The organism is Silvimonas iriomotensis (assembly GCF_014645535.1).
GTDB lineage: Bacteria > Pseudomonadota > Gammaproteobacteria > Burkholderiales > Chitinibacteraceae > Silvimonas > Silvimonas iriomotensis.
The window spans coordinates 170,366-188,564 of record NZ_BMLX01000007.1; the positions used below are offsets into that span (position 1 = coordinate 170,366).

General features: G+C 59.8%; 15 protein-coding genes. 8 read left to right on the top strand and 7 right to left on the bottom strand.

The features are described from left to right. Positions 1-4: 4 nt before the first annotated feature. Positions 5-946 (bottom strand): LysR family transcriptional regulator, encoded by a 942-nt coding sequence (locus IEX57_RS18955; RefSeq protein ID WP_188706514.1) that lies wholly within the window; start codon positions 944-946, stop codon positions 5-7. Between the two features lie 144 nt (positions 947-1,090). On the opposite strand from IEX57_RS18955, the gene IEX57_RS18960 reads away from it, so the two are divergent. Next, entirely contained in the window at positions 1,091-2,098 is a 1,008-nt protein-coding gene (locus IEX57_RS18960; protein WP_188706516.1) for an aldo/keto reductase, read from the top strand. An 18-nt stretch (positions 2,099-2,116) separates the two neighbouring features. Here the strand turns inward: IEX57_RS18960 and IEX57_RS18965 are convergent, their stop codons facing one another. After that, a complete protein-coding gene (locus IEX57_RS18965) occupies positions 2,117-2,752 on the bottom strand; it encodes an FUSC family protein (protein WP_188706518.1) in 636 nt (211 codons plus the stop codon). A 34-nt stretch (positions 2,753-2,786) separates the two neighbouring features. After that, on the bottom strand, positions 2,787-3,374 hold the full coding sequence (locus IEX57_RS18970) for a DUF2239 family protein (RefSeq protein ID WP_188706520.1): 588 nt from the start codon (positions 3,372-3,374) through the stop codon (positions 2,787-2,789). 155 nt (positions 3,375-3,529) lie between these two features. Here IEX57_RS18970 and IEX57_RS18975 point away from each other — a divergent pair, with 155 nt between their 5' ends. Next, a complete protein-coding gene (locus IEX57_RS18975) occupies positions 3,530-3,853 on the top strand; it encodes an ArsR/SmtB family transcription factor (RefSeq protein ID WP_188706522.1) in 324 nt (107 codons plus the stop codon). Continuing rightward, complete coding sequence (locus tag IEX57_RS18980; protein WP_188706524.1) at positions 3,850-4,299, top strand: SRPBCC family protein; 450 nt, start codon at positions 3,850-3,852, stop codon at positions 4,297-4,299. The genes IEX57_RS18975 and IEX57_RS18980 overlap by 4 nt, the downstream gene beginning before the upstream one ends. Before the next feature lie 66 nt (positions 4,300-4,365). On the opposite strand, the gene IEX57_RS18985 is transcribed toward IEX57_RS18980, so the two are convergent. Then, positions 4,366-5,538 (bottom strand): MFS transporter, encoded by a 1,173-nt coding sequence (locus IEX57_RS18985; protein ID WP_188706526.1) that lies wholly within the window; start codon positions 5,536-5,538, stop codon positions 4,366-4,368. A gap of 112 nt (positions 5,539-5,650) precedes the next feature. On the opposite strand from IEX57_RS18985, the gene IEX57_RS18990 reads away from it, so the two are divergent. Further along, a complete protein-coding gene (locus IEX57_RS18990; RefSeq protein WP_188706528.1) occupies positions 5,651-6,043 on the top strand; it encodes an OsmC family protein in 393 nt (130 codons plus the stop codon). Between the two features lie 74 nt (positions 6,044-6,117). Here the strand turns inward: IEX57_RS18990 and IEX57_RS18995 are convergent, their stop codons facing one another. Further along, positions 6,118-7,464 carry an MFS transporter gene (locus tag IEX57_RS18995; protein ID WP_188706530.1) on the bottom strand — a complete coding sequence of 449 codons (1,347 nt, stop codon included), beginning with the start codon at positions 7,462-7,464 and terminating at the stop codon, positions 6,118-6,120. 388 nt (positions 7,465-7,852) lie between these two features. On the opposite strand from IEX57_RS18995, the gene IEX57_RS19000 reads away from it, so the two are divergent. Continuing rightward, positions 7,853-9,574: an LTA synthase family protein gene (locus IEX57_RS19000; protein WP_188706532.1), complete on the top strand. Its 1,722-nt coding sequence runs from the start codon at positions 7,853-7,855 to the stop codon at positions 9,572-9,574. Positions 9,575-9,927: 353 nt separating this feature from the next. Further along, the gene (locus IEX57_RS19005; RefSeq protein WP_188706534.1) at positions 9,928-11,058 is read left to right on the top strand and encodes a hypothetical protein; all 1,131 of its coding nucleotides are present in this window, start codon (positions 9,928-9,930) and stop codon (positions 11,056-11,058) included. On the opposite strand, the gene aceK is transcribed toward IEX57_RS19005, so the two are convergent. Next, the gene (gene aceK / locus IEX57_RS19010) at positions 11,018-12,805 is read right to left on the bottom strand and encodes a bifunctional isocitrate dehydrogenase kinase/phosphatase (RefSeq protein ID WP_188706537.1); all 1,788 of its coding nucleotides are present in this window, start codon (positions 12,803-12,805) and stop codon (positions 11,018-11,020) included. The two genes, IEX57_RS19005 and aceK, sit on opposite strands and share 41 nt — an antisense overlap. A 124-nt stretch (positions 12,806-12,929) precedes the next feature. Continuing rightward, the gene (locus IEX57_RS19015; protein ID WP_188706539.1) at positions 12,930-14,207 is read right to left on the bottom strand and encodes a hypothetical protein; all 1,278 of its coding nucleotides are present in this window, start codon (positions 14,205-14,207) and stop codon (positions 12,930-12,932) included. Positions 14,208-14,475: 268 nt separating this feature from the next. Here IEX57_RS19015 and dnaN point away from each other — a divergent pair, with 268 nt between their 5' ends. Both dnaN and gyrB read left to right on the top strand, forming a co-directional pair. After that, positions 14,476-15,582, top strand: coding sequence for a DNA polymerase III subunit beta (dnaN, locus tag IEX57_RS19020; RefSeq protein ID WP_188706541.1), 1,107 nt, complete (start codon positions 14,476-14,478; stop codon positions 15,580-15,582). 80 nt (positions 15,583-15,662) lie between these two features. Further along, positions 15,663-18,095, top strand: a complete 2,433-nt coding sequence (gyrB, locus tag IEX57_RS19025) for a DNA topoisomerase (ATP-hydrolyzing) subunit B (protein ID WP_188706543.1) — start codon at positions 15,663-15,665, stop codon at positions 18,093-18,095. The last annotated feature ends 104 nt before the right edge of the window (positions 18,096-18,199 follow it).

The following is an 18,199-nucleotide window of genomic DNA, read 5'->3' on the forward strand; positions in this document are numbered from 1 at the left end:
CTGATTACGAGTCAGCACCGTCCGTCACTCCGACTAACGGTAACTCTGTCTGCATGTTGCCGGTCAGCACGTCAACCACCCAATCCACGAACACCCTCACCCGGGCAGAGAGACGCCGGTTTTGAGCATAGACCACAGAAACCGGCAATGGCGCCGCACGATATCGGGGCAGGACTTCCACCAGTTGCCCGCTGGCCAGCAAGGGCACAATGCCATTGCGCGGCGCCTGCACCAGACCAAGGCCGGCCAGGCAGCAGGCCATATACGCCTCTGAACTGGTGACCGAAATCCGGCTTTGCATGCGGATCAGCCGGGTTTCGCCGTTGTGGGTGTATTCCCAGTCCAGATCACGCCCCAGCCGGCTGGAATGAAAATTCACCGCCAGATGGTGTTCCAGATCAGCCAGCGTTTGCGGCACGCCGTACTGCGCCAGGTAAGCGGGTGAGGCACAGTTGACCTGCGCCATGGCCCCCACCCGCCGCGCCATCAGGGTCGAGTCTGGCAGTTCACCCACCCGCACCGCGCAATCCACGCCCTCGCCCACCAGATCCACAAAGCGGTCATTGGCGCCAAACCGCAACTGGATTTCCGGATAGCGTTCAAAAAACCTCGGCAAGCGTGGAATGATTTCCAGTCGCGCCATGCGTTCGGGCAAATCCACCTGTACCACACCGCTGGGGCTGCGCGCCGCGCCGGTAAACAGGTTGTCGGTCTCTTCCAGCTCCGCCACCAGGCGGGTGCAGCGTTCCTGGTACAGCAACCCTTCCTGCGTCAGGCTGACCCGCCGCGTGGTGCGCTGGAACAATTGCGCGCCAAGGCGTTTTTCCAGGTGCTGGATGGCATTGCTGACCGTGGCGCGTGGCAGATGCAGTACATCTGCCGCCTTGCTGAAACTGCTGAACTCGGCCACTTTGAGAAAGACTTGCATGGCTTCGATGCGATCCATTTCCGGCTCCGGGCATCACAATCTGATTGTTGGTCTTGTTCGTATAATAAATCCATCCGCCGCGGCTTTATCCGGAATATCCAGTCAATAACAATGCAAGGCATCACGCCAGCGCGCGATTTATTCAATTACTGGAGTCTGAAGATGCAACAGCGACAACTTGGAAAAACCGGCCCGCTCACCGCCGCCCTGGGCCTGGGCTGCATGGGTATGTCCGGCATGTACGGCCCGGTCGATGAAGAAGAAGGCATTGCCACCATTCATGCCGCCATGGACGCCGGGATCGTCCTGCTTGATACCGGGGATTTTTACGGCATGGGCCATAACGAGATGCTGATCGGCCGCGCCCTCAAAGGCAAAAACCGCGATCAGGTACAGATCAGCGTCAAGTTTGGCGCCCTGCGTGATCCGGCCAATGGCTGGGGCGGTTATGACGCCCGCCCGGCTGCCGTGCGCAATTTTGTGGCCTATACGCTCAAGCGCCTTGGCGTGGATTACATCGACATCTATCGCCCTGCCCGGCTGGACCCGAATGTGCCGATTGAAGACACCATGGGCGCCATCAGCCGGCTGATCGAAGAAGGCTACGTGCGCCACGCCGGTTTGTCTGAAGTGGGCGCCGACACCATCCGCCGCGCCGCCGCCGTCACGCCGGTCTCTGACTTGCAGATTGAGTACTCGCTGATTTCACGCTCGCTGGAAGCCGAAATCCTGCCCGCCTGCCGTGAGCTGGGCATCGGCATTACCGCCTATGGCGTGTTGTCGCGCGGCTTGATCAGCGGCCACTGGTCTGCCGATCGCGCCATGGGCAAAGGGGATTTTCGCAGCTCTGCCCCGCGTTTCAGCGGCGACAATCTCACCCACAACCTGGCGCTGGTCGACACCCTGCGCAGCATTGCCCAGGACAAAGGCGTCACCGTGGCCCAGCTGGCGATTGCCTGGGTGATGTCGCGCGGTGAGGATATCGTGCCGTTGATTGGCGCCCGTTCCCGCACGCGGCTGGCGGAATCGCTCGGTGCGGTGGAAATCAAACTGAGCGAGGCCGAACTGGCGCGTATCGAACAAGCCGTTCCGGCGGATGCGGCGGCTGGCGAGCGCTATCAACCCGCGCAAATGGCCCATATGGATAGCGAAAAGCGCGGGCACGCTTGATGCGCCCGGGCGCGCGCCTTAGTCATCTGACTGGCTGAACAGGCGCGCCACGTCTTGCCGGTGCTGCTGCACGCCTTGCTGATGGGCGTGCAGCAAGCGGCCGGGGAATTCCGGTTGTTCTTCTACCTGGCGATAGCGCCCCAGCCGCAGCCAGGTCATCAGGCTGGCTTCGCCCAGATGCAGCACGCCGCCAATCACCACGCCAATCAACACTTCTGCGGTGCGGTACACGGCAGTCAGCAGCGGCGATTCAGCGCTGGTGGTGGTTAGCAGTACCAGCGGGCAGGTCCATAGACAGACCCGGATCGCCGGCCGGCCCATGGCGATGATGGCGCAGATGCCCACAGCCACGGCCAGTTGCACCGGCACGGCAATCTGCCAGGTATTGCCGGCCAGGTTGGCCACCAGCGCCACCAGCGCGCCCAGCAGCGTCCCCAGAATGCGCCCGCGAATCGACGTGCGCGTGGCGTGGATGTTTTCTTGCGAAACAATCAGCGCCGACATCGACGCCCACACCGGATGCGGCGACTGCAACAACACGGCCGCATACCAGGACAACGTGGCCGAGGCCGCACAGCGCACGACAAAATTAGCGCGGTCTACATAGTGATGCAGGTGTTCACGGTCGATCTGCAACATGGCAAGGCGCAACATTCCACTCGGGCTGACTTCATCAGCGTAGACCGTTTCAGGCCCAGACGCCCTCGGCCAGTTTCGCGGCATATTCACGCACATCTTGCGGCCAGGCGCTGATCAAGGCCTCAAACCGCGCCTGGTCCGGCGCAAACAAAGCGCGCGAGACTTCTTCAAAACCAGGCAGATTGCCGGCCAGCGCAGAGATAAAGCGATAGCACACCTCTTGCGCATGACGGCGGCGGTCTGGCGCGGCGCTGGCGTGGCGCGCGGCCTCCACCAGCTTGCGCAGTACCACGGACGCGCCGCCAGGCTGGCTGTTCAACCATTCCCAATGTCGCGGCAGCAGCGTGACCTCCCGCGCGACGACGCCCAGTTTGGGCCGGCCGCGCCCACGTGGGGCATCGAGTTCTTCTGTGGCGTCTGGCGTGGCAGTCACTTCAACAATACGCGCGGCGATTTCTGCCGCCGTGCCGCGCAAATCCAGTTCGACCGGGCGGGCGGTGGCGTCATCAAACACCAGCAAGGGCTCTGTGGCGTTGTCAGCGCCACTTTGCTTGATGGCGACGGCCACATCACGCAGCAGGCCAGAGGCAATGCGGCGATGCCCGGCAAACGCCGTGCAGTGAATGGGATGGGTCATGGTCGTTCTCCTGGCCAGTCAGCGGTGAATGCACCAAATTTACCCGGATATAAATACCGCGTCAATATCATCCGGGTAAAATACCGTTCTTCAGCCGGTGGCGATGGTCTGGTTACTTTTCTTGCAATTAATAACCATTCGGTTATCATTTGGTCATGGATACCGCAACCGACACGCTTTTCCGGGCTTTGGCAGACCCCACCCGCCGCGCCGTGTACGAACGGCTTTGCCGCCAGGGCGAGCAAAACGTCCGGGCGCTGACGGATCAGGCTGGCGTGTCACAACCGGCGGTATCAAAGCATCTGGCCATCCTCAAAGAGGCCGGCCTTGTGACAGAACGGCGCGCAGGCCGCCAGACGCATTACAGCGCGCAACCGGCCGCACTGAACCCGCTGATGGACTGGCTGCGTTACTACAGCGCGTTCTGGCCCGATCGTTTTGATCGTCTTGATGACCTTTTGCAAAGGATGGACCAATGAACATGCCCAGTACCGATCAAGCCCTGCGCGCTGTCGTGGTTGAACGCAGTTTTGCCCACCCGCAGGAAAAAGTCTGGCGCGCGCTCACGCAAGGGCCGCTGCTGGAAGAATGGCTGATGAGCAATGACTTTGAACCCGTCGTGGGGCACCGTTTTACTTTCCGCATGCCGGCCATGCCCGGCTGGAACGGCATCACCGACTGTGAAGTGCTGACGGTGGATGCCCCGCGGCAACTGGCCTACACCTGGTGTGCATCGGGCGAAGAAGCGGCCACCGGCATCAGCACGGTCGTGACCTTTACGCTGACGCCGACCCCCGAAGGCGTCTTGCTGCGCATGGAGCAAAGCGGCTTCAAGCCGCACGAAGACCGCAATCTGCAAGGCGCCAACTGGGGCTGGCAGTCTTTCTTCACCAGACTGGAAGGCGTGCTGGCCAAAGCGGCCTGATCTTGCACCTGCCAGAAAAACAGCCGGGGCAATCTGCGCCGGCTGTTTTTGTTTTCGGGTCATCGCTCAGGCATGGAACGCCTGCCTGGGTGAACGCCCGGCCAGCGAAACCGCGACAAACCCCAGCGCCACCAGCAGCAACACACCCACCATGGCCTGATCACCCCAGCGTTGCATGGCCACACCGGTCAGCGCCGGGCCGGCACTGCTGCTGATATTCCAGGTCAGCGCAATCAGCCCGGCCGATCGCAACAAGGCCGCGCCCGTGAAGTAATCCCCGCTGGCTACAATCGCCAGTGTGTAGATAGCGCCGGCGACGCCACCCAGCACAAACAACCATGGCCACCAGACAAAACCCGCATGGATTACCCAGGGCAAACCGGCCAGCAGCAGGCACAACAGGACTCCGCACAGTTTGTGCACGCGCGCGCGGCCGTAATGATCGGCCAGCCAGCCAGCGGCAAACTGCAAGGTGGCGTCGCCCGCCATGACGACCGACGCCGACAACAAGGCTGTCTGGCGATCAAAACCGTGATGCAAGGCAAACAGCGGCAAGAAACTGAGTGTCACGGCATCAAACAGCGCAAAGAACGCCGTGCCGGCCACAATGACCGGCGCAAACCGCAAAATGGCCAGCCACGATGCGTGCTGATCCTGCGCGCCAGCCGGGGTTTCATCGGCATCATGCGTACCGGCATCGGCCGCCACAATGCCGGGGATCCCGATCAGGAACAGCAGCCCGGCAATCAAAAAATTGCGATCCGGCATGGCATCCAGCCAGGTGGTCAACCCAGGCCCGAGCATCTGGCACAGGCTGAAACTGGTGGAATAGATTGCCACCACCCGCCCGCGCGACGCATCGGGCGGCAAGGCGTTGATCCAGGACTCGCCCAGCACGAACAACGGCGCCATGGCAAAGCCAAACATAAACCGCAACACGGCCCAGCAAACCAGATTGCTGGTGAACTGCAAGGGCATGACAGAAGCCAGCGCCAGCACCATGCAGCCCAGCATCACCCCGCGCCGGCCCAGCCGCTGCGTCAGGCCCGGCGCCAGAAAGGTGCCGATCACGCCGCCCAACGCGCCCGCTGCCGCCATCCAGCCAACGACTTCCGGGCCGTAGCCAAGCCGGACCAGTGTGAGCGCGGTTAGCGGCAAAGTGGCGCCCAGGCCGATACCGACCACGGCCACGCTAAATGTCACTGCCACAAAGTTGCGCCAGACTTGCCGCTCAAGCATGAATGCTCCCGTCATCGAGGTAGGGGCGATTCTAGCTGCAGACCAGGTCTGCGGTCTGCCTGGCTGTTCTACACTGAGCACATTGCCCTTTTGACCGGTTCAAGGAGCCAACATGACCATCCACGTGACATGGCAGGCGGCCAGCCAGGCCACCATTACCCAGTTGAGCAATGGCAGTGCGCAGTGGACTGCCGACATGGGCGCGGCCAGCGGTGGCGCCCCCGGCGCGCCAGACCCGCATGAACTGCTGGATTCCGCGCTGGGCGCGTGCACCTCGCTGACCTTGCAGCTGTACGCACGACGACGCAGTTATCCGCTGGAAAGCATCCGGGTAGAAATCACGCATGAAGAGGAAGGCGGCGTGTATCACATGAAACGCCATATCACGCTGGGCGGCCCGCTGGATGACGCCGCGCGGGCGGATCTGTTGCGCGTGGCGGAGAAATGCCCGGTGCACAAAACCCTGAGCGGGCAGTTCGAGATCAAGACCGATCTGGTGGTCTGATCAGGCCCGGCACACACACAAAAGCGGCATGGATCACCATGCCGCTTTTTTCATGCCCGACCAGATACCACGCGCTACACGCGCTGTGCCACTGGCGCGGCAGATTCATCATTCGCCGCCGCCTGACCGGCGCTGACGAGATCGGCATGGCGCGTTTCCCGCATCGACAACACGGCCAGGAAACTCAGCAAGGCCGCCACCGACACGTAGCCGCCCACCCAGGACAGCCCGCCCTTCTCGACCAGAATCTGCGCAATGAACGGTGCAATCGACGCCCCGATAATGCCGCCGACGTTATAAGCAATTGACGCCCCGGTGTAACGCACGCGCGTGGGGAAGATCTCTGGCAACAGCGCACCCATGGGCCCGAAAGTGAAGCCCATCAGAAAGAGTTCGATCACCAGGAACAAGCCCACGCTGGCCGTGGTGCCACCACCCAGCAGCGGCGCCATGGCGAAGCCAGACAACATGGCCAGCGCGGTGCCCAGCAACAGCACCGGGCGGCGGCCCCATTTATCGCTGGCCCAGGCCGACAGCGGCGTACCCAGCGCCATGAACAGCACGGCAAAACACAGCATGGCCAGGAATTCAGGCTTGGTGAAATGCAGTTTGCTCACGCCATAAGACAGCGAAAACACGGTGGAGATATAAAACAGCGCATAACACACCACCATGGAAAACGCGCCTTGCAGCACCGGCACGATATGGCCGGACAGCGTTTCGAATAACGGCACGCGGGCGCGTTCGTTACGCTGCAACGCCTGGGCAAAGATCGGGGTCTCGTGCAGTTTCAGGCGCACATACAAACCCACCATCACCAGCGCGGCACTGAAAATGAACGGCACGCGCCAGCCCCAGCTTTTGAACTGATCGTCCGACAACAGCACCGCCAGACCAAAGAACAAACCGTTGGCAAACAGGAAACCAATCGACGGCCCCATTTGTGGAAACATGCCAAACCAGGCGCGTTTGCCGGCGGGCGCGTTCTCGGTGGCCAGCAATGCCGCGCCACCCCACTCACCGCCCAGACCAATACCCTGGCCAAAGCGCAGCACGCACAGGATGACCGGCGCGGCCACGCCAATGCTCTCGTAACTGGGCAAGAACCCGATCAGCGTGGTAGAGACCCCCATCACCAGCAAAGACGCCACCAGCGTGGATTTGCGGCCGATGCGATCGCCAAAGTGGCCAAACAGCGCCGAGCCCACCGGGCGTGCCAGAAAGGCGATCCCGAAGGTGACAAAGGCATTGAGCGATTGCGCAGTCGCCGATTCTTTGGGGAAAAACGTCGGGCCGATGATCAGCGCGGCCGCGGTGGCAAAGATATAGAAATCAAAAAATTCGATGGCGGTGCCAATAAAACTGGCCACCGCAACGCGCGCCGTAGAATTGGCCGGCGGCTGGGCTGCATGAGTCGTCATGGATTTGCTCTCTGTATTTTTGACCAGAACCATGACGAGGAAATGCCCGGTGCTTGTGACGGCCGCATTCCTTCCCCATGCCTGGCGGTATGTGTGAAGAGCAAACGGGCGGACGACACGGCGGCGATGGGCGCAGATGACTCAGGCAGGCAGCGGATGGGCAGCGGGCCCGGTCTCGAACCGGATTGCGTTTGCGGCTGGATAAGCTGCGACTGATGATAAGTACCGCAAAAAAAACCTGCAATACCGGGAACCTGTGTTGCCACTGATCAGTCATTTCGCATGCTGGTCACAAAATTGTCAAAATTCACGTTTGCTTGCAACGGGATCACGGCTATGGTCGATCGTTTTTCCCGCCGTTCGCCTGCCGTACAGAACGACTGATTACATGAAATTGCTTAGTCCCGCCGCCATTGCGGATATTGGTTTCCGCAAACTGCAGCCGTCTTTGCCGGCATGGGTCGCGCCTGCCTGGAAGAAATTCAGCCCCGTCGCCCCGTTTGCACTGCTGATTGTCGGCCGTTTGCTGGTGGACACCGTGTGGGACGCCCCGCGCGTGCTGTTTCAGGTCTTGTTGTTCCTGTTTTTCTTTGCCTTTCTAGAGCGCTGGTCGGCCGTGGCCGCCACCATCGGCCTTGAAGGGGCCTTGCTCAATGGCAGCTGGATCAAGGAAGACGCCACCGGCGAGCCGCTGCTCACCCGCGACCTGTTTGAAGTCTCGCAAGGCGCCGCGCTGACGGGATACGCCGACTGGCATCTGGTGGCCTACGTGACCATGACCGTGCTGGCCATCGGCTACGGCCTGTACCGCCATCCGCGCTTTGTGTCCTGGCGCCTGCTGCCCGCGCTGATCCTGCCAGCCATGTTCTACGTGCGCATGGATAACCCGGCGCGGCTGGATGACTACCTGACCCTGCCGCTGACCAACGCGCTGCGCACCGAATACCTCTCGTACAATTTCCGCGAAAACGCCCGTACCAACGGTGTGCTGGGCCATCTGTACCTGAACGCAGAAACTGTCCCCCCGCCCAGACACGGCCCGCACAATTTCTACGCCGCGGCCCCGCTGCGCCAGTTTGATGCCACAGACCCGGATGTCTTTGTCATCCTGTGCGAATCGTGTTTCACCACTGAAGACAGCCGCTTCCCCACCGCTGTATTGCGGCTGCGCGATGAAAACGGGTTCGCGCTCACCCACATGGTCAGCCCGGTCTATGGTGGCGGCACGGCCGAGGCCGAGTTTGAAGTACTCACGGGCTTATCCAGCAAGGTGTTCCCGGGCGTGGATTACCAGACCTTCGCCAACCAGTACCGCGACGACGCGCACACCATCGTCAGCCACTTCCGCAAGGAGGGGTACCACACCTACGGCCTGCACGACTATTACTCGACCTTCTGGAAGCGCAACATCATCTACCCGAAGTTCGGCTTTGATGAGACGCACTTTGTCGATGAAATGAACTGGGACGAAGAAGGCTGGCCAGACGACACGCTGTTGTTCGACAAGGTGCTGACGCTCTACAACCAGAGCCCCAAAAAACAAAAAACCATGATGTTCATGGCCACCGTCATGACCCACGGCAAATACGTGGGCGCCAACGACGACAACGGCGAAGCCGACTACCGCAAGCGTCTGGATAAATCCATCGCTGACATGCAGCGCTTTGTCATCGCCCTGCAAAAAGCCGCCGCCAAACGCAAACGGCCAGTCATGGTCGTCGTCTTTGGCGACCACAAACCCGGCCTGACCGCCGTGTTCAACCACGACGGCGTGCTTGGCGGCAACCAGTTCTCTACCGTCGGCGCCCGCAACGAAGACTTCCGCTTCGTCCCGCGCATGTCGCCAGAACAAATGGGCGAACGCGGCAGCATTCCGGTACTGGTCAAATACACCGGCAAGCAAAAGAACCTGGCCAGCGAAGTGGCCGGCAACATGACCGACAAACCGCTCTTGTGCATGTCTGCCCAACTGGCCCAGACCACCGACAACCAGGGCCGCTTCTTCGGCACCCTGGCGCGGGTGTGTGATGACATGAAGGGCTACCCGTATGGTGAACACGGCTGGGAAGCCACCTTCCCGACGGCGTTGTATGCGGAGCGGTTGTTCTGAGGCGCAAGGTGTTGCCCAAACAAAAAAGGATGCCCGATGGCATCCTTTTTTGTTTCACCCCGCGCGTAGCGTGGATACGGCGCAAGGCACACATCCACCCCGCACCACTGAGCCGCGGTCCTCACACTCACGTTACATGTGGGTCAGTTGTGATAACGAACCGTGCCGGTGAATGACCAGGGATGAAAAGGGGTGCGCCAGGCGCTCCTTTTTTGTCAGGCATTCAACGCGATTGCCGCAGGCCAGAAAAGCAACAGCGGCGGCTGATTTGCTGCAACGCGGCCGGGAGAGGCGCAGCATGACGTTGTCTTCTCTCCGCGCGAAGCGCGTGTCCCAACCCCTTTATGCCCGCCTTGAATGACTCCGCTTTCTCGCATGACCCTGGCTCTTTCCCCTCCCTGATTGAAACCCCGGACGCGCTGACTATCCAGTACGGCTCAGGGATTAACCTGTTTCGTGGCGCCTGCTGCCTGGTCGCACTGGGCTTGTTCGGCCTGCAATTAAACGGGCTCATCAACCTGCATGATTCGTGGCATGGATTCTTGTGGACTGGAGGTGCCAGCCTGGCTGCATTTGCGCTGTTGCTGGATATATTTTTGGTCCAGCTGTTCATGCGTGGCGGCTTTCAGATGGTCCGTTTTGGCCGCGATGGATCAATCACTACGGGGCTGGAATCCCGGCGAATGACTCACGCACCGGTTGTGCGGCGAACCAACAGCTCTTCCCGCAACAAAGAACTCTGGGGGATCGAGTTGCGCTTTCGGGGCGGGGCCGTCAATTTACCGCATTGCGATAAACAAAAGGATCGGGACAAGGTCGCTGATGCGCTTGAGCATTGGCTTGCAGCGCATTTTCCCGGCGCGCCTGTGATCGATGAGGCCCGCCGCTATGACAGCTGGTTCACCTACCTGTTGATGCTGGCTTTGACGATTGCATTGGTGGTGGGTGGTCAGATGCTGACGCCGCTTTTTTTTGATCACACGACCCTTGATCCGACCGCCCCGGCCGCGCCGATCACGTTGCTGGTCATGCTTGCGGCATGGGCAATCCCTTTTTATGCCTGGCGCGTGCGGACCAGGACCGGCCCGGATATCGACCTGCACCTCTCAACCCGTTTGCGGTGTGCGATCCTGGTCACGCTGTTTTGCGCGGGGGGCGCGCTCAGCCTGGGTTTGGCGGCACCCATGCAGCTGATTGCCACCCACGCAACCCCGGGCCAAGTCATCATCTGGCAAGCGCGACCAGAAACTGTACGCACAAAAGACTGCGCCGCCCTGCTGACTCTGACCAATCCACGGACCAATCAGCAATTGCAGCATTGCAACCGCGGCGGCCTGGTTACAACCGGAACGGGCTACTATCAGGCAGCCAGCAGAATCAACCGGTACGGCACAATCAACCAGTGGCTGGGACAGGTACACGCTGATGCGGTAACGCCAGGCACTACCGCACCTCGTCATCCTGGCGGCCAAACCGCACCATAAACCGCGTGTCCTGCGGATACGGGAAGAAGTCTTCCACAATCCCGCGCTGGATACGCGCCTTGGTTTGCTGCCAGAAGTCCGGCGTTAGCAGGTCGGCGTGGTATTTCATGAACGCCGCGCGCATGTCGGCGCGGGTGAGCAGGAAGGTGCCGAACTCTTCCGGATAGACCTCGTTTTTGTGGCCGGTGTACCAGGCCTCGCCAGAGAGTTCGTATTCCGGCGCCAGCGGCGGCGGAATACGGCGGAAATCGCAGTCGGTCATGTACTCGATTTCGTCGTAGTCGTAGAACACCACACGGCCGGCACGGGTGATGCCGAAGTTCTTGAACAGCATGTCGCCGGGGAAGATATTGGCAATGGCCAGTTCGCGCAGGGCGTTGCCGTAATCGCGGATCACGTCTTCCACGATCTGGCCGGTGCTTTGGTCCAGCAAGATGTTCAGCGGCATCATGCGACGCTCAATGTACAAATGGCGGATGACCACCGTATCGCCGTCTTCCTCGTACATGGAAGGCGCCAGCGTGGCCAGCTCCTGCAACAGTTCCGGGTCGCAGCGGTCACGCGGCAGGGCGACGTTGGAGAACTCCCAGGAGTCGGCCATGCGGCCCACCCGGTCGTGCTGTTTCACCATCTGGTATTTGGCGCGCACCAGTTTGCGATCCACCTCTTTGGGCGGCGGGATCACGTCTTTGATCACCTTGAACACAAAGGGGAAAGACGGCAGCGTGAACACGATCATCACCATGCCCTTGATACCGGGCGCAATGGTAAAGCGGTCGCTGGAATGGCGCAGGTGGTGGAACAACTCGCGGTAAAACATGGTTTTACCTTGCTTGCCCAGGCCCAGCATGGTGTACAACTCGGCGCGCGAACAGTCTGGCAGCACCTGGTGCAAAAAGTGCACGGTGGCCGATGGCACTTCCATATCAACCAGGAAATACGCGCGCGACAGGCTGAACAGGTGGCGGATATGCAGGTGGTTGAACAGCGCCGCATCCACGTATAACTGGCCCGCATCGCTGCGGTACAGCGGCAGCGCAAAAGGCAATACCAGATCGCCGTTGATCACGCGGCCGATGATATATGCCGTCTTGCCGCGATAAAACGGCGAGGCCATGACCTGGATTTGCGAATTGAACGAGAGCTTGGGCCAGTGCCCCATGTGGGCATGCGCGGCGCGCAAGATGTAGCGCACATCGCGCTTGAGGTCTTCAAACGGCAGGCTGAAGTCAAAATCCGTGAGGATGCGTTCGACCGTGTCTTCCAGCCAGCTGCGTGAGGGGTAGTAGGTGCGGTAGACCTGCGGCTCCCACGCTTCGATGTATTCGGTAGAAACGGCCGGCCGGTAGAAGATGAAATCGTTGTGGAAATACGTGCGGTGCAAAATGCGGCAGCACACGGAATTGAAAAACGTCTCGGCCAGTTCAGGCTGCTTGTGGTTGGCCAGCAGGCCAATGTACTGCGTCTTGGCCCGCGCCCAGACTTCATCGGGCAGGCTGTCCGGATTGAACTCTTTCAGAATGCGCTCGACTGCTTCATCCACACGCATATCGTAAAAGGCGATCCGCCGTTTCACCGTCTCACGCTGGGCGCTGGTATCGCCGGCCTCAAAGTAGCCCTTGGCGCTCTGGCTGCATTCGCGGAACAAGCGGTAGTGGCAATCAAAGCCATCCAGAATGGCACGCGCCAGGCTCAGGGCCTCACCATTGCCATATGCCGTGCTGACTGCCTGTTCCTGATGTCCCATACATCCTCCGACGCAGCGTTCAATCCAGTGTAGAGCGGTAACCGACCGACATTGAAATTAACGTGCTGCACTGCGTCAGACGATGGGGGCAAACCCGCAAAGGGGTGTTTGAAGCGAGCCCGGTTCAGGGCTGGCCTTGCCACATCAAAGTAAAGGAACTCCACGGAGCTGCGGGCTGGTTGACGGTCCAGACACTGTTGACGGTCTGCGCCTGGAATACCGGTTTTCCATACTTGTCCGTGTGGGCTTTATGCCACGGCAAGTCCTGGCGAGTCTGTGCCTGAACACGTTCCCACTGATCGCCAGGATAAAACATGCGGTAGTTGACCAGCCCATGCACTCCGAAGGCAAACACCACAAACTGTACGCGCCCGCCAAAGGCAGTTTTGACGTGCATCTCGCACAGGCGGGTAATCCCGGCAGCCAGATTGGCTTTGTCGTTGCCGGCGTCGTAGCAATCCGGGGTGAAGCCTTTATCCTGCAACCGCTGGATCACGTTACTTTCTGTTGCAGAGGCGGCAAAACCGGTCACGGAAAAGGCCCAGTCTGGCGCCTTGGCGCCCTCGACCAGATCAGTTCCGATTTCCTGGTCGGGCGGCGGTGGTGGAAGAGGTGCCAGTTCATGTGCAACAAACGCAATCAGCAGCGCCGCCGCGATCGCCCCCAGCATGCCTATCTTCTGGGCCCGCCACATGGGCCGGAGATTGTTGGCGGGGTTCGTCAGTTCAGCGCGGTGGTACTTCCCCAGAAGACGCCCGCCCCACATGCTAAGACCGAAAGCAAGAAGCCCGAAGAATGCAAAAAGCACGATCGGCAGCCGCCCCATACCCCCAAATAACCATGACAGGTAAAGCCCCAGCAGCAGCAGAGCGATGCCCAGGATGCAGCCACCTGTAGCAGTGCTCCGGTAGCTTTTGTCTGCGGCCTTTTTGCCTTCACGCTTGTTCAGCGCAATCTCGATGGAGCGCTCCGTCACCCAGCCCCCAAGCGCCCCCATGAACAGACTGGTACAGAGCGGAAAAACCCAGTGTGACCAGTCTGCCGCCTCGTCTGCGGGCTCGCCCCTCATGGACAGGTGATGGCAGAAGCCCAGGCCGAAGATGAACCAGGCGAGCGCCACCAGCCAGAATCGCCGGCGATCTGGCTTGAGCAAAGCGTCTGCCTTGCCCGCCACCGCCAGCATGTTCCAAAGCATGATTGCTGCACCAATCAAGATCCCGACCGATGCGAAATAGGCATCGCCTCCATCCAGCGGCACAGGCTTTTGATTTTTAACCGGGATCAAGAGGTAATCGTGACTTAAGCCATACCAGGCAACGCCTCCCAGCAAGAGCGTGTAGAAGCCGTAAGACAACGTTTTGGTGTTCATGGGAAGGGGGAGATGGCCAGAGATAATCAGCACATGCTAATTCTTGCGCACGGCAAAACCCACATCACACACGCCGTCTGTTGGTTTTATGTCAGCAAATATCGGCCAGAATTACACGCCTCCTTCAATCAACATGGCTGACCTTTCTGCCATTGCCAAAGCGGCCACACGCATGGCCCGTTGCCACCCTGTGCGCACGGGCAAAGATGCCAGCCCGGCAAAGGTAGCAAGTACGTGTCTTGAGGGGCGTTTTCAGGTAAAATCTTTCCCTATTTGAACCCACTTTTGCGGACCTGTAGCCATGCCCTTGTTGCAAGCCGAACGTGATGCCCTGCTGAAGCCGCTCGCCACCGTGACCGGTATCGTCGAGCGCCGCCATACGCTGCCGATCCTCTCTAACGTGTTGATCCGCAAACAGGGCGATTCCCTGGCATTTACCGGCACCGATCTGGAAATCCAGATCGCCAGTGAGCAAAGCGAAGGGTTCTCGGGCGAAGACTTCGCCATTACCGTTTCGGCCAAAAAGCTGTCTGACATCCTGCGCGCCATTCCGGACCGCGCCGTGGTCACGTTTGAAGACAACGAAGGCCGCCTGACGCTCAAAGCCGGCAAGAGCCGTTTCCAGTTGCAGACCCTGCCAGCCGGTGATTTCCCGACCCTGGCCGTGGACAACAACCTGCGCGCCACCATCCGCATGCCGCAAGGCCAGCTCAAGGCCCTGCTGGGCCGCGTGCAATTTGCCATGGCGCATCAGGACATCCGTTACTACCTCAACGGTTTGTTCTTTGTGACCGATGGCAATCTGTTGAAGCTGGTCGCCACCGATGGCCACCGCCTCTCGTTTGCCTCGGCCGAGCTGGATGCCAGCTTCGACAAGAACGAAGTGATCCTGCCGCGCAAGACGATTCTGGAGCTGTACAAGCTGCTGGCTGAATCCGATGACGAAGTCACCATCGACATCGCCAGCAACCAGGTGCGTTTTGCCTTTGGCAATATCGTGATCCACACCAAGGTGGTTGACGGCAAGTTCCCGGACTATCAGCGCGTTATTCCGCAAAATAACGACAAGTTCCTGAAAATTGAACGTCAGACCCTGTTGTCTGCCCTGCAACGCGCGGCCATTCTTTCCAACGAGAAATTCCGTGGCGTGCGTCTGGTGCTGACCGACAACACCATCCGCATCCTGTGTAACAACAACGAACAGGAAGAAGCGCAGGAAGAAGTCGAGATCGACTACACCGGCGCACCGCTGGATATCGGTTTCAATATCCAGTATCTGCTGGATGTGCTGACCAACCTCCAGGTCGAAACGCTTGATTTCGTGTTTGGTGATGTGACCTCCAGCGTGCTGGTGAACATCCCCGACAACGAGCATTTCAAGTACATCGTCATGCCGATGCGAATTTAAGTATTAATCGCTGAAATCACCGTCAGGCTGGGGCTTCCCGGCCTTTCGTCTTTTCTTGCAGTCCAGGAACAAGCATTCTCATGAGTGAAAACATCGACCCGCAAAACCCGCAGAACCCCGCCGGCAACCAGGAATACGGTGCCGACAGCATCAAGATCCTGAAAGGTCTGGAAGCGGTACGCAAACGTCCGGGCATGTACATCGGCGACACCGGCGACGGTACCGGCCTGCACCACATGGTGTTTGAAGTTCTGGACAACGCAATTGATGAAGCGCTGGCCGGCCATTGCGACACCATCCGCGTGATCATCCATGCCGATAACTCCATCAGCGTGGAAGACAACGGCCGCGGTATCCCCACCGCAGTGAAAGAAGACGACGAATTCAAGCGTTCTGCCGCTGAAATCGTCATGACCGAACTGCACGCCGGCGGCAAGTTTGACCAGAACAGCTACAAGGTTTCTGGCGGCCTGCACGGCGTGGGTGTCTCGGTGGTGAATGCGCTGTCTGACTGGCTGCGTCTGACCATTCGCCGCGAAGGCCATGTACACAGCATGGAATTCCGTCAGGGTGTCGCGGTAGCGCCGCTCAAAATTGTGGGCGACTCTGACAAGCGCGGTACCGAAGTTCACTTCATGGCGTCGATCGAGACCTTTGGCCTGATCGAATTCCACTACGAAATCCTCGCCAAGCGGATTCGTGAACTGTCGTTCCTGAACAATGGCGTCGGCATTACGCTGATCGACCGTCGCTCTGGCAAGGAAGAAAACTTTGCCTACGCTGGCGGCGTGCGCGGCTTTGTGGAATACATGAACCGCGCCAAGACCGTACTGCACCCCCACGTGTTCCACGCGCTGGGTGAACGCGAAGGCATGTCGGTAGAAGTCTCCATGCAGTGGAACGACTCCTACCAGGAAACCGTGCAGTGCTTTACCAACAACATTCCGCAACGTGACGGCGGCACGCACTTGTCCGCCTTGCGCGCGGCGCTGACCCGCACGCTGAACAACTACATCGACCAGAACGAAATCGCCAAAAAAGCCAAGGTGGAAACCAGCGGCGACGATATGCGTGAAGGCCTGACCTGCGTGCTGAGCGTGAAGCTGCCTGACCCCAAGTTCAGCAGCCAGACCAAAGACAAGCTGGTTTCCAGCGAAATCAGCCCCATCGTGCAAGAAGTGGTTGGCCAGGCGCTGGCAGAGTTCCTGCTGGAAAACCCGAACGACGCCAAGATCATTTCTGGCAAGATCGTGGAAGCCGCCCGCGCCCGTGAAGCCGCGCGCAAGGCCCGCGACCTGACCCGCCGTAAAGGCGTGCTGGACGGCATCGGCCTGCCCGGCAAACTGGCAGACTGCCAGGAACGCGACCCGGCGCTGTCTGAAATCTACCTGGTCGAGGGTGACTCCGCCGGCGGCTCTGCCAAGCAAGGCCGCGACCGCAAGTTCCAGGCCATTTTGCCGCTCAAGGGCAAGATCCTGAACGTGGAACGCGCGCGTTTCGACAAGATGCTCTCCAGCCAGGAAGTGGGCACGCTGATCACCGCACTGGGTTGCGGCATTGGCAAAGACGACTTCAACATCGAAAAACTGCGCTACCACCGCATCATCATCATGACCGATGCGGACGTGGACGGCTCGCACATCCGTACCCTGCTGCTGACCTTCTTCTACCGTCAGCTGCCAGAACTGGTTGAGCGCGGCTACATCTACATTGCCCAGCCGCCGCTGTACCGCGCCGCCCGTGGCAAGAGCGAAGCCTATCTGAAAGACGACCAGGAACTGGACCAGTACCTGCTCAAGCTGGCCATTAACGGCGCAGAAATCATCCCCGGCGACGGCCTGCCCGCCATTGCCCAGGAACAACTGGAAACGCTGTCCCGCCAGTACCTGGTGACCTCTGCCGTGATCGCCCGCTGCAGCCGCTTTATCGACCCGCTGATCCTCAACGCCCTGCTCTACAGCGGCCCGATGGATCTATCCAGCCATGCCACCGCAGAAGATTCTGCAGAACGCCTGACCCGCCAGCTCAACCACCCGGCCTTCATCATCAAGGCCACCCAGGTTGAAGAAGCAGGCAGCGTACTGAAGATTGAACGTCACCTGCACGGCGTGGTGACGGTGCAGTACATCGACGAAGACTTTGTGCTGTCTGGCGACTACGCCCAGCTGAAAAAGACCGGCGAGTTGCTCTCTGGCCTGATCACCACCGGCGCCAAAGTACGCCGTGGCGACAACGAAGTAGGCATCACCAACTTCAAGGAAGGCCTGGACTGGCTGCTCAACGACGTCCGCCGCAACGTCACCATCCAGCGCTATAAAGGCCTGGGCGAAATGAACCCCGAGCAGCTGTGGGAAACCACCATGGACATCACCGTCCGCCGGCTGTTGAAGGTCAGCGTAGAAGACGCCATCGCCGCCGATGAAGTCTTCACCACGCTGATGGGCGATCAGGTAGAACCCCGCCGCCACTTCATTGAACAAAATGCGCTAGTGGCGCGGAATATTGATATTTGATGTGTCGGGTGACATAGAAAGTGAAAACTGTGCCAAGCAAATGAAAAATTCACGACACAGATAATGAAAAAATATAGAAAGCCCACAAACATCTTTTTTGTTGT